General features: G+C 62.8%; 18 protein-coding genes. 1 reads left to right on the top strand and 17 read right to left on the bottom strand.

Annotated features, from left to right (window positions below; genetic code table 11):
* Positions 1 to 79 precede the first annotated feature (79 nt).
* From RQH62_RS14970 to RQH62_RS14890, 17 genes are all read right to left on the bottom strand, one after another.
* Positions 80 to 1,456: a carbohydrate porin gene (locus RQH62_RS14970; RefSeq protein WP_311269537.1), complete on the bottom strand. Its 1,377-nt coding sequence runs from the start codon at positions 1,454 to 1,456 to the stop codon at positions 80 to 82.
* A 190-nt stretch (positions 1,457 to 1,646) separates the two neighbouring features.
* The gene (locus RQH62_RS14965) at positions 1,647 to 3,224 is read right to left on the bottom strand and encodes a FadD3 family acyl-CoA ligase (RefSeq protein ID WP_311269536.1); all 1,578 of its coding nucleotides are present in this window, start codon (positions 3,222 to 3,224) and stop codon (positions 1,647 to 1,649) included.
* Positions 3,221 to 4,393 (bottom strand): acyl-CoA dehydrogenase family protein, encoded by a 1,173-nt coding sequence (locus tag RQH62_RS14960; protein WP_311269535.1) that lies wholly within the window; start codon positions 4,391 to 4,393, stop codon positions 3,221 to 3,223. Before RQH62_RS14960 ends, RQH62_RS14965 begins: the two co-directional genes overlap by 4 nt.
* A gap of 3 nt (positions 4,394 to 4,396) precedes the next feature.
* Entirely contained in the window at positions 4,397 to 5,599 is a 1,203-nt protein-coding gene (locus RQH62_RS14955; protein ID WP_311269534.1) for an acetyl-CoA C-acyltransferase, read from the bottom strand.
* Between the two features lie 15 nt (positions 5,600 to 5,614).
* A complete protein-coding gene (locus tag RQH62_RS14950) occupies positions 5,615 to 5,989 on the bottom strand; it encodes a steroid Delta-isomerase (protein WP_311269533.1) in 375 nt (124 codons plus the stop codon).
* Complete coding sequence (locus tag RQH62_RS14945) at positions 5,986 to 6,456, bottom strand: MaoC family dehydratase (protein WP_311269532.1); 471 nt, start codon at positions 6,454 to 6,456, stop codon at positions 5,986 to 5,988. The genes RQH62_RS14950 and RQH62_RS14945 overlap by 4 nt, the downstream gene beginning before the upstream one ends.
* Before the next feature lie 3 nt (positions 6,457 to 6,459).
* The gene (locus RQH62_RS14940; protein ID WP_311269531.1) at positions 6,460 to 7,251 is read right to left on the bottom strand and encodes an SDR family oxidoreductase; all 792 of its coding nucleotides are present in this window, start codon (positions 7,249 to 7,251) and stop codon (positions 6,460 to 6,462) included.
* Positions 7,248 to 8,327, bottom strand: a complete 1,080-nt coding sequence (locus tag RQH62_RS14935; protein WP_311269530.1) for an acyl-CoA dehydrogenase family protein — start codon at positions 8,325 to 8,327, stop codon at positions 7,248 to 7,250. Before RQH62_RS14935 ends, RQH62_RS14940 begins: the two co-directional genes overlap by 4 nt.
* A complete protein-coding gene (locus RQH62_RS14930) occupies positions 8,327 to 9,232 on the bottom strand; it encodes an SDR family oxidoreductase (RefSeq protein WP_311269529.1) in 906 nt (301 codons plus the stop codon). Before RQH62_RS14930 ends, RQH62_RS14935 begins: the two co-directional genes overlap by 1 nt.
* 31 nt (positions 9,233 to 9,263) lie before the next feature.
* Positions 9,264 to 10,415: an acetyl-CoA C-acetyltransferase gene (locus tag RQH62_RS14925; RefSeq protein ID WP_311269528.1), complete on the bottom strand. Its 1,152-nt coding sequence runs from the start codon at positions 10,413 to 10,415 to the stop codon at positions 9,264 to 9,266.
* On the bottom strand, positions 10,408 to 11,439 hold the full coding sequence (locus RQH62_RS14920; RefSeq protein ID WP_311269527.1) for an acyl-CoA dehydrogenase: 1,032 nt from the start codon (positions 11,437 to 11,439) through the stop codon (positions 10,408 to 10,410). Before RQH62_RS14920 ends, RQH62_RS14925 begins: the two co-directional genes overlap by 8 nt.
* An 11-nt stretch (positions 11,440 to 11,450) precedes the next feature.
* Positions 11,451 to 12,596, bottom strand: a complete 1,146-nt coding sequence (locus RQH62_RS14915) for an acyl-CoA dehydrogenase (protein WP_311269526.1) — start codon at positions 12,594 to 12,596, stop codon at positions 11,451 to 11,453.
* Complete coding sequence (locus RQH62_RS14910; protein ID WP_311269525.1) at positions 12,596 to 13,345, bottom strand: enoyl-CoA hydratase family protein; 750 nt, start codon at positions 13,343 to 13,345, stop codon at positions 12,596 to 12,598. The genes RQH62_RS14915 and RQH62_RS14910 overlap by 1 nt, the downstream gene beginning before the upstream one ends.
* A gap of 13 nt (positions 13,346 to 13,358) precedes the next feature.
* On the bottom strand, positions 13,359 to 14,447 hold the full coding sequence (locus RQH62_RS14905) for a nitronate monooxygenase (protein ID WP_311269524.1): 1,089 nt from the start codon (positions 14,445 to 14,447) through the stop codon (positions 13,359 to 13,361).
* Positions 14,448 to 14,449: 2 nt separating this feature from the next.
* Positions 14,450 to 15,358: an enoyl-CoA hydratase gene (locus RQH62_RS14900; RefSeq protein ID WP_311269523.1), complete on the bottom strand. Its 909-nt coding sequence runs from the start codon at positions 15,356 to 15,358 to the stop codon at positions 14,450 to 14,452.
* Positions 15,355 to 16,146 (bottom strand): ketoacid CoA transferase, encoded by a 792-nt coding sequence (locus RQH62_RS14895; protein ID WP_311269522.1) that lies wholly within the window; start codon positions 16,144 to 16,146, stop codon positions 15,355 to 15,357. Before RQH62_RS14895 ends, RQH62_RS14900 begins: the two co-directional genes overlap by 4 nt.
* Positions 16,146 to 17,009 carry a CoA-transferase gene (locus RQH62_RS14890; protein ID WP_311269521.1) on the bottom strand — a complete coding sequence of 288 codons (864 nt, stop codon included), beginning with the start codon at positions 17,007 to 17,009 and terminating at the stop codon, positions 16,146 to 16,148. Before RQH62_RS14890 ends, RQH62_RS14895 begins: the two co-directional genes overlap by 1 nt.
* A gap of 428 nt (positions 17,010 to 17,437) precedes the next feature.
* Here RQH62_RS14890 and RQH62_RS14885 point away from each other — a divergent pair, with 428 nt between their 5' ends.
* Entirely contained in the window at positions 17,438 to 18,652 is a 1,215-nt protein-coding gene (locus RQH62_RS14885) for an acyl-CoA dehydrogenase family protein (RefSeq protein ID WP_311269520.1), read from the top strand.
* Positions 18,653 to 18,657: the final 5 nt, after the last annotated feature.

The raw sequence follows: 18,657 nt of genomic DNA, 5'->3' as shown, positions 1-18,657 counted from the left end.
TCCTGCGTGGGTGGGCGAGAGGTTCCGGGTCGCTTAGGCGGCCTTTGGACCTCTCTCCTGCTAAGAAGTCTGCCAAGCCCTAGAAGAGGAATGTGAGCGCACCGGTCGCATTGAGCGCGTGCTGCTTCCTTGGAGCGAAAGCCGGGTTGCGCAGATAGGCTATCGAGGGGGCAAGATAGATGCCGCGCGTAACGCGATAGGCATATAGCCCGCTTAATTGCCATTGATGCCTTGCAGTTGGGGCGCCTGTTTTCCCATAGGCGTGCCGCGCATCCGCGCTGAACCGATTGTAACCGAAGGTCAGGGTCGCGGTGTCACTGGGGCGTCCCTTAATCATGCCTATGCCATAAATTCTTGCCTCCAAGGAGCGAGTGGTAAGGTTGATGCTTGCAGGCGCAATGAGCGCGGACGCGCCGATATAAAGACCGCGATAGGGCTCAGTTGGATGGGTCTTGAGGATTTGCCGATCGGCGATCGCATAGGCAGCCCAGTTTCTCTGGGAGCCCTTACCGTCGAACCTGGCATAGCGGGTTTTGTTGTAGATGAAGCCGGTGCGTAGCCACAATTGATGATCTGCTGCACTGGCTGGGCGCAATATCCCCATCTCCTCGATGAACAGGGCCTTGGCGTCTCGCTGAGCAAATCGGAGGCCAATGCCATTATGGTGCGCGTCATAGGCAAGCCCTCGGGCGCTGATGCTGCGCTGGATTCCCGCCTTGTTATAGAAGCCGTGGGACCCGTTTATCGTTATCGATAGGGACGGCGTGGTGGCAGGACTTGCGCTGAGACCCACCTGGACCGGGACAAGCGCGCCGACGCCGGTCGAAACGATCGGATTGCCACCCGCAAAAATACCAACATAGTTGGAAATGTTATTGTTGAAGCCAGCCTTCACTTCGATCTTACCATTTGCGAAACGCTGATGATATTCGAGGATGGCAAGCTGAAACTGATTGGGACCAGCGGGAGCGAAGCTCGTCCGCAGAAACTCGGCGCCGACTGTGATCTGGCCGTCAGCAATCCCAAAGCGATCGAGCGCGAGCGAAGCGGTCGCAAAATTACTCGAACCTGCTGTCAGTCTCTGACCACTGTAAAGCTGGGGACCGTCCCGGTTATTTCCAAGGAGATCAAGGCCAAGCATATTGATGGATTGTGCGCGCACAAACACGCCCTGTTCGGCAAGACGGGATCGCCATCCTGACTTATCGGCAAGGATTGTGTCGGCAATGCCCGGGAAGTTGGTCGTCAGCCCTCTTTGGCCCAATGCGTCGATATCCTGGGCGCTTTCATTTCCAGATTGTCCGACGGGAGCCCCAGGTCCGGAAATTTCTGGCGTCGCACCCTGATCCTGTGCCTGCGCAGCACACGCCAACGAAGCAAAAAGCGAGAAACAAAAGGTAGAGGCTATCCAGCTTTGAAATGACGAATATGGGAATCTAGACAACAACCGCTCCACAGCAATGAAGAAGAAATCAGTGTGGCGCTGATATGCTCCGCAAATGCGGTTTAAATCTGTAAAAAACTGACAAAATGCGTTTCAGTTATGGAAATAAGTACGCAAATTGACGTTATAGCGAGATGGGTAAGCTGACCAGCTTGCCCATCTCGCCATGCCGGCGACGTTTCGGCTGCGAATGTCCTGAAATTCAGGCGCGGTCCTTGTCCAGGTCCCGCAGCGCGGCCCGCAGGACCTTCCCACCAGCATTTCGGGGGAGTTCGGTTACGAACGTGATCCGCCGTGGTGCCTTGTAATTCGCCATGTTGATGCGTGCCCACTGCAGGATGTCGGATTCCTGCGCATCATGGCCTGGCCGAAGCACCACATAGGCCTTGCCGATCTCACCCATGCGTTCGTCGGGAATGCCGATGACAGCGGCTGTCTCGATTCCTGGATGGCTGGCGAGCAGCTTTTCGATCTCCGCCGGATAGCAGTTGAAGCCGCCGGAGATATACATGTCCTTCTTGCGGTCGGTGATCGCAAGATAGCCCCGCGCATCGATCGTACCGATATCGCCGGTATGAAGCCATCCATCGGCGTCGATCGCCTCGGCGGTAGCTTTGGGGTCGTCCAAATAACCCTTCATCACCGATGGGCCGCGGACCCAGAGTTCTCCCTGTTCGCCAACTGGCAACGGCTTCCCCGCCTCATCGACGCATCGAACTTCCAGCCCCGGCATGGGGTAGCCGCAACTATGAGCGACCGTCTGCGCATCGTCGCCCTGGCGCGTCATCGAAATGGTGCCACACTCGGTCATGCCATAGCCGTTGACGATATTCGACATGCCAAGCTCGTTGCGCATTCGCTCGACCAGCGCGGGTGCCACCGGCGCGGCGCCGGTTACGGCAACGCGCAGGGAGGAGAAGTCTCGGGTCTTCTCGCCCTCCAGCTCATGGAGGAGCGTCAGATAGATTGTCGGCGGTCCGGGAAGGAAGTTGATTTTATTCTCTTCGATCTGACGTACCATCTCCGCACCATCGAAGAGAGCCATGGGGATGATCGTCGCACCGCGCGCCAGACAGGCCGCCCAGCCGGCCTTATAGCCAAAGGTATGGAAGAAGGGGTTGACGATGAGATACCGATCGCCTTGTCGCAGATCGACACGGACGGCCCAGTCGCCGAAAATCTGCATGACCTGACGTTGCGCGGTGAGCGCCCCCTTGGGACGCCCGGTGGTGCCCGAGGTGAAGATGATATCGGCGATATCGTCGCCCGAGAGCTGGCCTAGCGCTGTCTCGACCGCGGGGTCCAGCGCTCCGGAACCGCGCGTCAGGAAGGCGTTCCAGCTTCCAGGCCCGTCACCGCCGATCAGAATGGTCTCGGCCAGATCGGGAAGGTCCTCGTTCGCGATAAGCCCGCGATAGTCCGTGTTCAGAAACCGATCGGGGGCAAAAAGCATGCGCGACCGGCTGCGGCGCAGAATGTCGGCCGCCTCTTGCCCCTTGAACCGCGTGTTTAAGGGAACGATCGTGGCGCCCAGTATCTGGGCTCCGAGCGCCGCGAGTATCCATTCCCGTCCATTTGGGGCCCAGATGGCGATCCTGTCGCCGCGGCCGATATCGCTTGCAATAAAAGCCGAGGCGACTGCTCGCGCATCATCCCAAAGCGCGGTGAACGTCCAGCTGCGCGAACCTTCGATCAGCGCGATGTCATCGGGCCAGCGCTCCGCGGCTGACCTGGCCGCATGCGGTATGGTTTCGGGCCAATGCCCCATGGCTTCGCTCATGCGCCGCGCGGCTCCCTGGGAAGTCCGAGGCCACGCTCGGAGATGATGTTGCGCTGGATCTGATCGGTGCCGGCATAGATGGTATCAGACCGGCTCATCAGGAACATGGTGGTGAGCTCATCGAAGCGCTCGTTGCTGATCCCTACCTCGCCATCCTGGCCCATGACGTCCATCGCGAGCTCGCCAAGCGCCTTGTGCCATTGCGACCAATAAAGCTTGTAGGTGTATCCGGCACCGGACAGATCGGCATCGTCGCCGTCCGACAGCATGCGTAGCCCGTTATAGCGCATCACCTTGAGGCCTGCATGGGCTTGGGCCAGGCGCTGACGCATCACCGGATCGCGAGCAGTGCCATTGGCCTTGGCAATCGCGATGATCTCGTCGAGTTCATTGCGGAAATGCATCTGCTGGGCCAGCGTCGAGACCCCGCGCTCAAAGGCGAGCAGCGCCATGGCGACCTTCCAGCCATCGCCTTCGGCGCCGATCCGGTCGATGGCCAGAGCCTCCGCGCTGTCGAAAAACACCTCGGCAAACTCAGCCTCGCCGGTCATCTGGCGAATGGCGCGCGGTTCGACGCCGGGCTGGTGCATGGGGACCATCAGGAAGGACAGGCCCTTGTTGCCGATACTGCCCGGCTGCGTGCGCGCCACAACGAAGCACCAGTCGGACAGCATTCCCAGCGACGTCCAGATCTTCTGTCCGTCGATGATATAGCGGTCGCCCTCCAGCCGCGCCTTGGTCTTCACATTGGCAAGGTCAGAGCCGGCGCCCGGTTCCGAATAGCCTTGGCACCAGATGACACGCCCCTGTGCGATATCGGGCAGGAAGCGCGCCTTCTGCTCCTCCGTCCCCATGGCCAGCAGGGTAGGGCCGAGCAGCTCGATGCCGAGATGGCCCAGGCGCGGCGGGGCTTTGGCACGGGCATATTCCTCCGCGAAGATGACCTGCTGTGCAATGGTTGCGCCGCGCCCGCCCCATTGCTCGGGCCAGCCGACCACGCTCCAGCGAGCTTCCCCCAGCGCCTGTTCCCAGGCGCGGCAGCCATCCACATCGTCGGTTTCGCTTGCAAGGCCGCGTAGTGCCTTGAACGGCCCGGCCAACTGACTGTTCAGCCAGTCAGCCGCTTCCTGACGGAAAGCCTTGAGTTCAGGGGCGAAGGCGAGTTGCATGGATCAGGCGACCTCGAACAGGCCGGCCGCGCCCATGCCGCCCGCGACGCACATGGAAACGACGACATATTTGACGCCGCGGCGTTTCCCCTCGATCAACGCGTGGCCGACGAGGCGCGATCCGGTCATGCCGAACGGATGGCCGATGGCGATGCCGCCGCCATTGACGTTGAGCAGTTCGGGATCGATGCCGAGCTTTTCCTGGCAATAGATGGCCTGGCTGGCGAAGGCCTCGTTGATTTCGAACAGGCCAATGTCGCTGATCTTGAGGCCAGCCCGGTCGAGCAGCTTGGGAATGGCAAACACCGGGCCGATACCCATTTCGTCCGCGCCGCAGCCCGCGACCTGGAAGCCGCGATAGACGCCCAATACCGGCAGGCCTTCCTTTTGCGCGGTAGCAAGGTCCATGACGACCTGCGCCGATGCGCCGTCTGACAGCTGGCTGGCATTGCCCGCCGTCACATGCTTGCCCTCCTGAACGACGAGGCCGTTCTTGAAGACGGGCTTGAGCGCGGAGAGCGATTCAAAGGTGGTGCCGGCACGGACGCCCTCGTCCTTGGCCAGCGTCACCTCTTCCTTGCCGGTTTCATTCCCTTCCTTGTCGAACAGTGCCTTGGTGACGGTGATCGGCACGATCTCTGCGTCGAATCGCCCGGCTTCCTGTGCGGCAGCGGCACGCTGCTGGCTCAGGGCCGCGAAACGGTCCTGCGCCTCGCGACTGACGTCGTAGCGATCGGCGACAATCTCTGCCGTCTCGATCATGACCATATAGGCATAGGGATCGGCGGCCTTGATGAACTCCGACCGGTTGCGCCAGGCCGGGGCCTGCTTGTTGATCGTCAGTGATACGCTTTCCGCGCCGCCCGCGACCGCGACGTCGATCTCGTCGCACATGATCGAGCGCGCGGCAAAGGCGATCGCGTTGAGGCCGGACGAGCATTTGCGGTCCATCGAGAAGCCCGCCGTGCTGTCGGGCAGAACCGATCCATGGACGGTCAGGCGGCCCAGATTATAGCTTTGCGTGTTCCACTGGTTGGCGACGCCCAGATAGATGTCGTCCACCCGCGCCGGGTCGATCCCGGCGCGTTCGATCGCAGCGTTGACGACATGGCAGGACAGGACCGGTGCTTCGGTATCGTTGAAGGCACCTCGATAAGCCTTGCCGACCCCGGTGCGGGCGGTGGAGACGATGGCTGCTTCGCGCATAGGAGGAACCTCTTCTTAGAATCCGTGCATGTTGGTGGGGCCGAAATAGGCGCGCATCTCGACGACCTTGCCTGCTTCGTCGAAGCGGAAGGTGTCGATGACGTCGATGCGCTGATCTTTGCCTTGATAATGGAGGGTGACAGAAAAGGGGAAGGCGGCATGATCGCCCGTTACCCGTATGGGGCCTTCCAGCTTCAACTTCGCGCCCGTTTCCATATTGGCGGCGTAGAAGGCGCGGATGGCGTCATGGCCGTGCTGCACCGGGCCGCCGACTGGGTCCTCCACCTTCCCATCGGGCGCGAACAGGGCGACGACGGCATCTGGGTTACCCTTGTCGAAGGCATCGATATAAGCGTGGACGGCGGCGATCATCTTTTCGGGATCGGTCATGCGCCTGCCTCCGGGAAATAGCGGCTGATGGTGTCGATGATGCAGGCTGGCTTGATGCCGCCCTCAATCTCTATGGTGACTCGAACGATCGACTGGATCGCGCCGCCCTTCACTTCCTCGACTTTCACTATCTCGCCCGTGCCGCGCACACGCGAATTGACAAGAACGGGGGCGAGGAAGCGCGTCTTGTCGAGGCCGACATTCACACCGGCGGAAAAACGGCGAACCTCTATCATCTGCGGAAGGAAGGCGTTGACCAGGCTGAGCGTCAGATAACCATGGGCGATGGTCGCCCCGAACGGGCCATCCTTGGCGCGGACGGGATCGACATGGATCCACTGATGATCGCCGGTGCAGTCGGCAAAGGCGTCGATCCGGGCCTGGTCGATCGTCAGCCAGTCGCTGGCGTCGAGCGCGGTGCCCTCGCTACCGAGAAGTGCGGCTGGAGTTTCGAAGATGACCGCCATGGGTCAGGCCCGCTGGCTGGAGACGGAGAGAATTTCGCCGGTCATGTAGCTCGACAGCTCGCTGGCGAGGAAGATCATGACGTTGGCGACTTCCCACACTTCGGCCGGGCGACCGAACGCTTCGCGCTTGACCAGTTCGGCTAGCATCTCATCCGTCGTCACCTTGGCGAGAAAGGGGTGCATGGCAAGGCTGGGGGCGACAGCATTGATGCGCACGCCATGCTCTGCCGCTTCGATCGCCGAGCAGCGGGTGAAGGCCATCACGCCCGCCTTGGCTGCGGCATAATGGGCCTGGCCCTTCTGCGCGCGCCAGCCCAGGACAGAGGCGTTGTTAACCATGACGCCCGATTTTGCAGCATACATCGACGGTAGGAAGGCACGGGTCATGCGGAACAGCGACGTCAGCGTGACGTCGAGGACGCGGCTCCACTGATCGTCGGTCATGTCGACGACATCGACCTCCCCACCAAGGCCCGCATTGTTGATGAGGACATCGACCGTGCCGAATGTCGATAGTGCCGCGTCGCGCAGCGCATCGACCGCCTCTTGCGAGGTCACATCGCAGACGAAGGTGGCCGGCCGCTCGCCACCGACCTCAGCAGCTATGCGGTCGGCCGCCTCCCCCAGGCGACGTTCGTGAAAATCGCTGATGAGCAGGCGCGCGCCTTCCTCGGCGGCGCGCTTGGCGACGGAAAAGCCGATGCCGGTTCCGGCAGCGGCGGTGACGACGACGCTTTTGCCGGTCAGAAGGCCGCGCGCCGTGGGGTAAGGTGGGACGGGGGAAGTGGCGGTCATGCGGCGTCCTTCAGGATGATCTGGGCCAGCGCCTCGCGATGCTGGTCAGCGCTGCCGAGCCAGGTCGCGCTGGAGCGGGCGCGTTTGAAAAAGAGATGGGCGTGATGTTCCCAGGTGAAGCCGATGCCGCCATGCAACTGGATCGCGTCGCCCGACACCGAGCGATAAGCGTCGGAGGCATAGGCGCGGGCGACATGACAGGCTTCGGCCATCTCCTCGCTACCTTCGTCGATGGCGGCGGCGGCATAGTAGGCGGCGGAACGCGACGCCTCGACCAGCATCATCATGTCTGCCAGCATATGTTTATAGGCCTGGAACGAGCCAATCACGCGGCCGAACTGCACCCGCTGGCGGGCATAGTCGACGGTCGCTTCCAGGCTATATTGCGCCCCGCCAGTCTGTTCGGCAGCGAGCAGGCCCGCACCGATGAGAAGCGTCTGTGCGATTGCTTCGCCAGCGCTGCCCGCCGCGCCCAGCATCTGCTCGGGCGAAACTGCGCAATCGAAGCGCACGGTGGAGAAACGCCGGGTGCGGTCGAGGCTGGCGACGGGCGTGATCTCGATCCCGGACATGGCCGCGTCCAGCACGAGGAGGCTCTGGTCGCTTGTCGCCACGACCAGCAGCTGGGCGACATGGGCGAAGGTGACGAAGTGCGCTTCGCCAGTCAGCCGACCGTCCGAGAGAGTAGGACGGCCGGCTGTTCCGACAAAGCTGGCCCGTGTCCCGGACGCGAGGCGAGGTAGGAGTGTCGATTTCTGTCCCTCGTCCGCGGCCGCAAGCACTGCCTGCACCGCCAGAACTGCTGTTTCGAAGAAGGGCACGGGAGCGAGGCAACGGCCCAGTTCCTCAAGGACCAGCGCCATCTCGACCGCGCCCAGGCCAAGGCCGCCATGCGCTTCGGGCACCATAAGGCCGGCAAAGCCCATTTCCCCGGCGAGGCTTTCCCACAGCGCCGCGTCAAAGCCGGCTTCGCCATCTACCGTGGCGCGCAGAGCGTCGAACCCGGCCGCGTCGGTCAGGAAGTCGCGCGCCGCCTCCTGGATTGCGCGCTGGTCGTCGGAGAGCGCGAAATCCATCAGCCCGCCCCGTACACGGCCTTGGCCGGCTCACGCGTGTCGATGAGACCGCGCACAATGCCGTCCAGTTCCGCTGCCTCGAAGCGTGCGCCCTTTTCATGCGCCGGGCTGTCGGTCCAGCCCTGCGACAGAAAGATGGTGCCGCCCTTCAGTTCGAACACCTGGCCGGTCACGCCCTTCGACTGCGCGGACACCAGATAGGCGACCAACGGGGCCATATTCTCCGGCGCGAAGACGTCGAATGCGCCGGCCTGCACACCCATGTCGAATGCGCCGGTATCAGTCATGCGGGTACGCGCGTTGGGTGCCAGCGCGTTGGCGGTGATACCCAGCCGCGCGAGTTCCGCCGCCTGCACCAGCGTGAGCGACGCGATGCCGCCCTTCGCCGTCGAATAGGCCGACTGGCCGATCGACCCCTGCAGCCCCGCACCGCTCGTCGTGTTGATGATGCGCGCATCGACGGTATTGCCGGCCTTCGCCTGCGCACGCCAATATTCCGCCGCGTGGCGCGAGGTGCAGAAATGGCCACGCAGGTGGACGCGAATGACGGCGTCCCACTCCTCGGGCGAGCAGGTGAAGAACATCCGGTCGCGCACGAAGCCTGCGTTGTTGACTACCGCGTCGAGCCGACCGAAGGTTTCGACGGCGGCGTCGACCATGCGCTTGCCCGCATCCCAGTCAGCGACGTCATCGGTGTTGGCGACGGCCTCGCCGCCCATGGCGCGGATCTCGTCCACCACCTGTTCGGCGGCGCCCTTGGTCAGACCGGCTTCGCCATGGGTGCCTACGCCCAGATCGTTGACGACCAGCTTGCAACCCTGCGCCGCCAGTTCCAGCGCATAGGCCTTGCCCAGACCATTGCCTGCCCCGGTGACGATCGCCACGCGTCCTTCGCAAATTCCCATTATTTCGGTCCTTCGGCTCTTGTTCAGCGACTTACAGTCGCTCGATGATTGTGACGTTGGCCTGGCCGCCGCCCTCGCACATGGTCTGAAGCCCGTATCGGCCTCCCGTGCGCTCCAGCGCGCCGAGCAGACTGGTCATCAGCCGCGCGCCGGTGGCGCCCAGCGGATGGCCGAGCGCAATGCCGCCGCCATGAATGTTCACCTTCTCGTGCGGGATGCCCAGATCCTTCATCCAAGCGAGCGGAATGGAGGCGAAGGCTTCGTTGCATTCGAACAGGTCGATATCGTCCACGCTCATGCCCGCCTTCGCCAGTGCGTGGTGGGTCGCGGGGATCGGCGCGGTCAACATCCAGACCGGATTATCGGCCCGGACGGAGAGATGATGGATGCGCGCGCGGGGTCTCAGGCCATGATCCTTCACCGCCTTCTCGCTCGCGATCAGCAACGCGGCGGACCCGTCGCAATTCTGGCTGGCGACGCCGGCGGTCACAATCCCGCCCTCGCGCACCGGGTTGAGCGCAGCGAGGCCTTCCAATGTGGTGCCAGGGCGGATCGTCTCGTCGCGATCAAGCCCTTCGAGCGGCGCGATCTCGCGAGCGAACCAGCCATTGTCGGTTGCCTGATGGGCGCGCTGGTGCGAGGCGAAGCTGAACGCCTCCATGTCGGCGCGGCTCACCTCCCACTTCTCGGCGATCATCTCGGCGGACTTGATCTGGTTGATCTCGTCCGCGCCATAACGGGCGTCCCATCCCTTCGCGCCGATGAAGGGGCTATCGAAGCCGAACTGAGGACCGACCAGCATCGCGGCGGAAATGGGGATCTGGTTCATCGCCTGACTGCCGCCAGCGACGACCAGATCCTGGGTGCCGCTCATCACGCCCTGCGCGGCGAAGTGGATCGCCTGCTGGCTGGAGCCGCACTGACGATCGATGGTGACGCCTGGCACATGTTCAGGCAGGCCCGCGACCAGCCAGACAGTGCGCCCGATGTCGCCAGCCTGCCCACCGATCGTGTCGCAGCAACCCCAAACGACATCCTCGACCGCGCCGGGATCGATCGAAGTGCGCTCCATCAGCGCCTTGATGGGATGCGCGCCAAGGTCCGCCGGATGGACCTGCGCCAGGCTCCCCTTTTTGCGGCCCACGGGCGAACGGACGGCGTCGATGATATAGGCTTCAGGCATTTTGTGTCTCTCGGGCGAAGGTCTGGTCGGGACCGGTCGGTTGGGTGAAGATGCGGGTTGCGACACGGCTCCGGTGGAAGGCCGGCGTGCCCCAGCTTTGCGTCAGGGCGATTGCCCGCTTCAGGAAGAGGTGGACGTCGACTTCCCAGCTGTAACCCATGGCGCCATGCACCTGGATGGAGGCGCGTGCGGCCTTGTCCGCTGCTTCGAGCGCGACGATCTTCGCCTGGCTGATCCGGGCGCGCGACTGAACATCGCAATGGCCGATTTCGGCGGCTGCCGCCAGCACGACCGGACGGGCGAACTCAATAGCGACCTGCGCGGACGCGAGGTGATGCTTGACCGCCTGATAGCTGCCGATGGGCTTGCCGAACTGCTGCCGTTCCTTGGCATAGTCGACGGCGAGATCGACCGCACGCTGGGCAAGGCCAAGGCCCTGCGCGGCGGCGAATAGCGCCGCGCGATCCAGTGCCAGATCCCAGTCCGCCTTGCCGAGCGACGTGGCCGACGTGGCGTCCCATTCGACCGCGAAGAGGCGACGGAAAGGATCGATCACCGGCTGCCGCGTCAGCGTCACCTGATCGGGCGTCGCGACATATGCTTCGCCGTCGCGATGCAACAGGATTGCTCCAGCAGTGTCGGCATTGGCAACGAAGGGATTGAGCGGATGCGCGATCGCCACCGTGGCCATCGGATTGGCAAGGGCAGGGTGATCGGGCGCCAGTGCGGCGAGCATCGGCGCAGCGACGCCTGCGCTCTCGACCAGCGGCTCGGGCAGGGCGACATAGCCCGCTTCCTGCGCGATCAGGGCGAAATCCAGTTCGGCAAGGCCAATGCCGCCCGCTGCTTCGGGCAGCAGCACCAGCGTCAGGCCGGTTTCGACGATGGCGCTCCAACGTACATCGTCATGTGCCGCGCCCGCCTCCATCATGCGCCGCCAGTGATCGGCGGTGCAATTGTCCGCGAACAGGCTGCGCGCAGTATCGGCGAACATCATCTGTTCTTCGCTGAGGGTGAAATCCATGTCCGTCCTCCTCAGCGCGGCAGGCCGAGCATCCGCTCGGCAATGATGTTGCGCTGGATTTCGTTCGACCCGGCATAGATTGGCCCGGCTAGCGAGAAGATGTAATCGTCCAGCCAGTCATGCGCGCCGGGCGGCGGGATCGTTTCCGCCTGCGGCCCCAATATGGCGAGCGCGGTCTGGTGAAGGTGAATGTCCATTTCCGACCAGAAGATCTTATTGGTGGATGCTTCCGGACCGATCTTCGCGCCGGCCATAAGGCGCGAGGCGGTTTGGTAAATGCTGAGCGCATAGGCCTCCGCATTCATGTGTGCGCGCACAACATCAGCTTCCAGTATCGGATCGGCCTCATGCTTCTTGGCCTGCCACAGCTTCGCCAGCGCGGCGGCGGCGACCTGATAGCGGGCAGGTGAGCGAAGCATCAGCCCGCGCTCGAAGCCGGCCGTCGCCATGCAGATATGCCAGCCCTGACCCTCGTCGCCCAGACGGTTGAACGCGGGTACCCGGACATCTTCAAGGAAGATTTCGGCGAAGCCTACATGACCGTTGATCTTCTTGATCGCATTCACCGTGACGCCCGGAGCATCCAGCGGGAAGAAAATGAGAGACAGGCCCTTGTGACGCTCCGAACCGGGCGTGCGGAAAAGGCCAAAGGCCCAGTCTGCAAAGACGGCCCGGCTCGACCAGATCTTGTGCCCGTTCAGGATATAATCCTCGCCGTCCTGTGCCGCCGTCGCACGCACGCCGGCCAGATCGCTGCCAGCCTGGGGTTCGGACCATGCCTGCGCCCAGATTTCCTGTCCGCTTGCCATGGGCGGGAGGAAGCGCTGCTTCTGCTCGTGGGTGCCGAACTCGATCAGCGTGGGGCCGAGCAGGAAGATGCCGTTCTGTCCGACCCGTCCAGGCGCCCCGGCGCGGGCATATTCCTCCTCGAAGATCAGCCACTGGATGAGATCGACGCCCCGGCCGCCATATTCCTTGGGCCAGGTGACCATGCCCCAGTCGCCCGTCTTGAGCGTCGCTTCCCATTGGCGATGTGCTTCGAACCCCTCGCGGGTCGCGTCATAATGTTCGAGCGGCGCGTCCGGCATATTGATCCGCAACCAGGCTCGAACCTCGTCACGAAAGAGCTTCTGCTCGCGGGTGTAGGTCAGGTCCATCAGAAGCTCGCCGCCTTGCCGGTCTCCACAAAGGCGTCGCGGGCCTTCTGGCTATCTTCATGCATGTACATTTCGAGCGTGAACCCTTGCTCCCAGCGGTAGCCGCGGTCGACATCGCGCGCTTCCAGGCCGTTCAATGCTTCCTTCGCGATCACCAGAGCCTTGCGCGACTTGCCGGCGATGATGGCGCAAAAGGCCCGGGCCTCGGTTTCGAGTTCGCTGCGCGCAACGACCTTCTCTACAGCGCCAAGCCGGTAGGCTTCAGCTGCCGGTATATTGCCGCCGGTGAAGAAGGCGGCACGCACCTTGTGCAAGGGCAGCATGCGAGACATGTGGCTCGCACCGCCCATGGCACCGCGATCGACTTCGGGTAGTGAAAAATAGGCGTCTTCGGACGCGATGATGGTGTCTGCCGCGCCGCAGATGCCGATGCCCCCGCCGATCACGAACTTGTGCACGGCCACCACTACGGGCACTTCTGCCTCGCGCACTGCCTTGAACGTGCGATAGTTACCCCGGTTGAGCAGGGTGATACGCTCGGGATGGGCCTGCATTTCCTTGATGTCGACGCCGCCGCAGAAGCCACGCCCTTCAGCGCGGATGAGGACGCAGTTCACTTCCGGGTTTCGCGCTGCCGTCTCGATGATGCCGGGCAGGCTGTTCCAGGTTTCGCTGTCAAACGCGTTGACGGGGGGCACATCGAAGATGATTTCGGCGACCCGGTTTTCGATATGGGTGGTTATCGGCATGATGTTGCTCCCCTCACGCGGCCGAAGCCGTTTCGCCGCCAAGGCCCGCCAGCGCACCGAGGCGCCCATGCGCTTCGGCGACAATCCGGTCGACAAGCTCCTGGCAGCTTGGAATTTCATTGATGCGCCCGCCAACAAGGCCGGTGGCCATGACGCCGTTCTCGACATCGCCATCCACCACGGCCCGCTGGATCAGCATGGGCATGGTTGCGGCCATCATGGCCTGCTTGAGCGGCATTGCGCCATGCCCGGTCATGCCGCGGGCCGATTGTATGAGGCTGATCCAGGAGGCGCCGGTCTGCTTCTTCATCGCGACGCTTGCCTCTATCGCGCGCAGCCACATCGCCACCGTTCCCGATTTCTCGATCCTGTCCATCAGCTTGCTGCGGATCATGCGCTGGGGCACGCCATCAAGGCGGGACGACACGATGATGTTGTCGGTTCCTGCCGCCAGATAGGCCTTTTTCGTTACATCAGGCACAGGGCTTTCACGCGTCAGCAGGAAGCGCGTACCCATGGCAATCCCCACTGCGCCAAAGGCAAGGGCTGCAGCCAGACCACGGCCATCGGCAAAGCCGCCACTGGCAATCACGGGCACCTTCACGGCATCTAGCACCTGCGGCAACAGGATGGTGGTTGCGACCGAGCCGGTATGGCCGCCGCCTTCACCCCCCTGGACGCTCACCATGTCGACGCCCAGTTCAGCCATTTTCTGCGCATGCTTGACCGCGCCGACAGTGGGAATGCACAGGATACCGGCATTCTTGAAACGGGCGATCATCTTCGCGTTGGGGCCCCGACCGAAGCTGACCGCGCGAACCTGTTCGCGATTCTCCAATATGAGGTCCACGATCTGGTCGGCGCCCGGCTGGAAGCTATGGAAGTTGACGCCGAAGGGACGGTCGGTGCCGCGTCGAACCTCGAGCAGTTTCGTGCGGGCCTCTTCCGGCGTCATCACGGCAGCGCCCAGGAAACCGAAAGCGCCCGCATTGGAACTCGCGATGACCAGCGAGGGCTCTGCAATCCAGCCCATCGCTGTCTGGATGATCGGCCAGCGGCATCCCAGACGCTCGACCATGATGGAGTGGAGGGGCTCGCCCATCGTTATGCGTCCTTGCCTGCAGCGGCCTTGTTGGCAGCCGCCATGGACTTGGCATCCATCCCGCCGAGCGAGTTGCTGGAAGTGAGATCGCTCTGGGCATGGGCGAAGTGGTGCATGTGGAAGACGGCATCGGTTGCCGAGCGCTTGCCGCGCAATTCCTCGACATGGTTGATCGCCTGCTTGGTCAGCCAGTTGCCCAGCCTTGGTCTGCCCGCGAGCTCGTCCGCCCATGTCTTGACGTCGGCCAGCAGGCTTTCGCGCGTCGACAGTCGGTTCACCATGCCGAACTGATAGGCGCGCTGCGCGCTCATCCGCTCTCCAAGAAGGATGAATTCCTTGGCCACGCGCGTGGGCAGTTCAAAGCCATGCGCGAAATATTCGACCCCTGGAATGCCCATGCGGTTGACGGGATCCTGGAAGAAGGCGTCTTCGGTCGCCACGATGAGGTCGCAGACCCAGGCCAGCATCAGCCCACCCGCCACACATGCTCCCTGGACGGCCGCAATCGTCGGCTTGGGCATGTCGCGCCAGCGCCGGCACATGCCGACATAGACTTCATGCTCACGCGTGTAGAGGAATTCAGCCGCCGGCTTGTTGACATGATCGGGCAGCAGCATGGCACGGTCCCAGCTCTTCGCCACATCCCGGCCCGGCGTTCCAATGTCATGCCCGGCGGAAAAATGTTTCCCCGCACCGCGCAGGACGATGACCTTGACTGCATCATCGCTCACCGCACGCTGGAAGGCGGCGTCGAGTGCATAGGTCATCTGACTGTTTTGCGCGTTGTTGAATTGCGGCCGGTTCATGATGACATGCGCGACAGCACCGTCAGTCTCATAGAGAACCGGTTCATCCGTCTCGTAGACGATGTCGGCAGTGCGCGGCTCGACAAGGCGGTCCAGGTCGCTCATTGCGCCCTCCTGGCGAGCGGATTGTCCTTGATGACGCTGGCCCGGATATTGTGCGGATCGAGGCGTGCGATAATCTCGAGGGCATCAGGCCCGGGCAGAGGTGTCTCTACAAGGTCGCCTTTTTCCAACGGGAAGCCGGTCGCGTCCTGCACTTCCTCGAACGTGACGCCAGGGTGGAGCGAGACGACGCGGATAGCATTGTCGACGCCGCCAAAGTCCATGACAGCAAGATTGGTGACGATCTGGCGCAGATCGACGCCGCTATAATTACCCCCTGCCACGCGGCGGGCCGGGTTGTAGCCGACGCCCGAAACCATATCGACTTCGCCCGCCACGAAAGTGCGTGCGCTGTGAAATGGAAAGAAGAAGCTGTTGGCGTGATAGATGGTGTTACCGGGAAATCCTCTGACGCCTAGCATCTGCGTCTTGGGCTTCTCGTAGGTGCCACCCAGATAGCTCAGATTGATCTGGCCGAAGCGGTCGAGCTGGGTCGGCGTCACCATGGCATGACGCCTGCCGGTCCACACCGCGCTGTCGAAATAGCGCGAGAAAGGCAGATAGCCCGCTACTTTGGGCTTGTAGTCGCCACGCGGGCCGATCGGCACCGGTTCCTCGACGATATAGGCTTCGCCATCGGTCATCATCAGACCGGGCGAGTGCGTGAGCTTGGCGAGGCTGGCGCCAAGGCGCGGCACGGGGCCGATGCCCGTCGCGGCGATTTCGCGCTCGGTACGAAAAGCTTCGGAACAGGCGAAGATGCAGAGTTCTGCCAGGGTGATGTCGCTCATCAGAAAATCGGGAGCGGGAGAGCCGCTACCGCCTCCTTTCCGCCGAAAGTTGCAAGATAGCTGGGCTCGTCCTTGCCCACGAAGCGGTCCGCGACCTGCGCCCAGTCACCGGGCTCGCGCGCGGCATCGGTGTAGGCCTTGAGCGCCTTCATGTCCCAGCCATAGCCAGGCGGCATGGCGCTGGGATGGGCGCCGCAGGGGATTTCGACAACCGCCGACACGAAGCAGCGCTCGAAGGCGTTGGCCTGAACATCGTGGGAATAGTGATCCTCCATGCGATCGACCAGTTCCTCGCAGGACACGAATGTCTTCTCCGCCGCCTTGGCGAACCATTCGTCGTAGAAGACGTCAGGACCAAAGAGCTGGACATGGCCGCGCCAGTCGCAGCGGTTGACATGCAAGAGAGCGGCGTCGAGCTTGAGCGCCGGCATGGCGATCAGCGTCTCGCCATCGGGATAGGGCGATTGCACGTGCTTGAGCCCGCCCAGTTCAGCCAGATCAGTACCCAGCCCGACGCGCGTCGGAAGAAAGGGGAGGCCGAAGGCTGCCGCCTTGAGACCCCATTGGAACATGCCCTCGTCGAGTTCGAGAACTTCGATCTGGCCGCTCTCGCGCGCCTTGCGGAACCAGGGCTCGAGCGGGATGGCGTCAAGGGATACGAAAGCAAAGACAAGCTTGCGCACTTTTCCGGCGGCGCACAGCATGCCGACATCGGCACCGCCATAGGCCACGATCGTGAGATCCTTGAGGTCCGAGCGGAGAATTTCGCGGACGAGCGCCATCGGCTTGCGCCGGGGGCCCCACCCGCCGATCCCGATCGTCATGCCGTCGCGTAGCGAGGCGACCATGTCGGCTGCCGACATTCTCTTGTCCAAGACTGGTCCGGTCATCTTGTCTTCATCACTTTCCTGAGCGCGGGAGGAAAAAGCCGGGGCAGGGAAGGGCGATGCTCCGCTTGCGCATATAAAAGGCCATCCCGCTACGCGGGCGACCAAGTGTCGCGCTATGAGAGAATGGCACCATCGCTCAGCAACCTCGCCCATGTGAAATCCGCGTTGACCCGGATTTGCCTGTGTTTATCGGCTAAAACGCTCCGCATTGTTCGGCTGAACAGATGCTTGAACGCTGGTTTGCGGATGATTCTGCATCCATCCGCTGGCCCGTCGATGGTTTGGGCCTATATCCATCATTCGCAATGTGCAAGCCCCTTTGTCTTGACGATTTGCGTAATAAAGAATTATGACAGCTACGCAACTGCCGCATCGGCGGTGTGATTCGACGGAGAAGGATGATGAGCGGCGCTTCCGCGACCCAATCGATTGAGCAGCATGCGTCGACCCCGACGCCGGACGAACTGATCGCTGCCGCGCGGGCCATGATCCCCACGCTGCGCGAGCGGTCCCGGGCCTGTACCCTCGCACACAATGTTCCAGCCGAGACGGTCGCGGAAATGAAGGCGGCGGGCTTCTTCCGGATCCTGCAGCCGCGCCGCATGGGGGGGTATGAAATGCACCCCAACGTCTTCTTCGAGGTACAGAAGGCGCTGGCGGAAGGATGCATGTCGACCGGCTGGATCTATGGCGTGCTGGGCTGCCATCCCTATGAGCTCGCCCTGTTCCACGACGAGGCGCAGCAGGAAGTCTGGGGTGAGAACCCCGACATGCTTGTTTCCTCGACCTATCAGCCCGTGGGCAAGGTCGAGAAGGCCGACGGCGGTTTTTATCTTTCTGGTCGCTGGGGCTTCTCGTCAGGATCCACGCATTGCGGATGGGTGCTGCTGGGCGCCATCTACTTCCCCGAGGCGGGGCCGCCGGATATGCGCACTTTCCTCCTGCCCAGGTCCGATTATCAGGTGATCGAGGGAACCTGGGATACGTTCGGTCTCCAGGGTACCGGTAGTTTCGATATCGTGGTCGATCGCGTCTTTGTTCCCGAGCATCGCACGCATCGCGCGGCCGATGGCTTTGCCTGCACCAATCCGGGTCAGGAGGTCAACGAAGGGCCGCTCTACCGCACGCCCTGGGCGCAGGTGTTCGTTCGTTCGGTCTCGACGGCGGCCTTTGGCGGCGCGCGCGCTGCCATCAAGGCTGGGATCGAGATTATGAACAGTCGCGTGTCGACGAATACAGGCAAGGCGTCGAAGGGGGATCCCATCCTGCACGCCGCACTCGCAAGGGCGCATGCGGAGGTCAACGAGATGGAACTTACCCATCGCACGACTTTCGATGACCTCTGGAGCTATGCCGAGCGCAAGGAGCCCGTCCCCATGGAGAAGCGCGCGCTCTTTGCCTATCAGTCGTCGAGCGTGGTGCGCCGAATGGCCGATCTGGTCGACGAGATCGTCAAATTGCTCGGTGGTCGCGCCATCTACATGTCGAGCCCGATCATTCAGCCCTGGCTCGACCTGCATGCCGCGCGCGCGCATGTCGCCAACGACCCGGGCAACCGGGCGACCGACGTGATCGCCACGATGCAGGGCGACGCGCCCGCCTTCAATTTCCTGTAAGGAGG

The organism is Sphingobium sp. WCS2017Hpa-17 (genome assembly GCF_031843765.1).
Lineage (GTDB): Bacteria > Pseudomonadota > Alphaproteobacteria > Sphingomonadales > Sphingomonadaceae > Sphingobium.
Note: the sequence above shows the minus strand (reverse complement) of the source record. Positions and strands in the feature narration are given on the sequence as shown.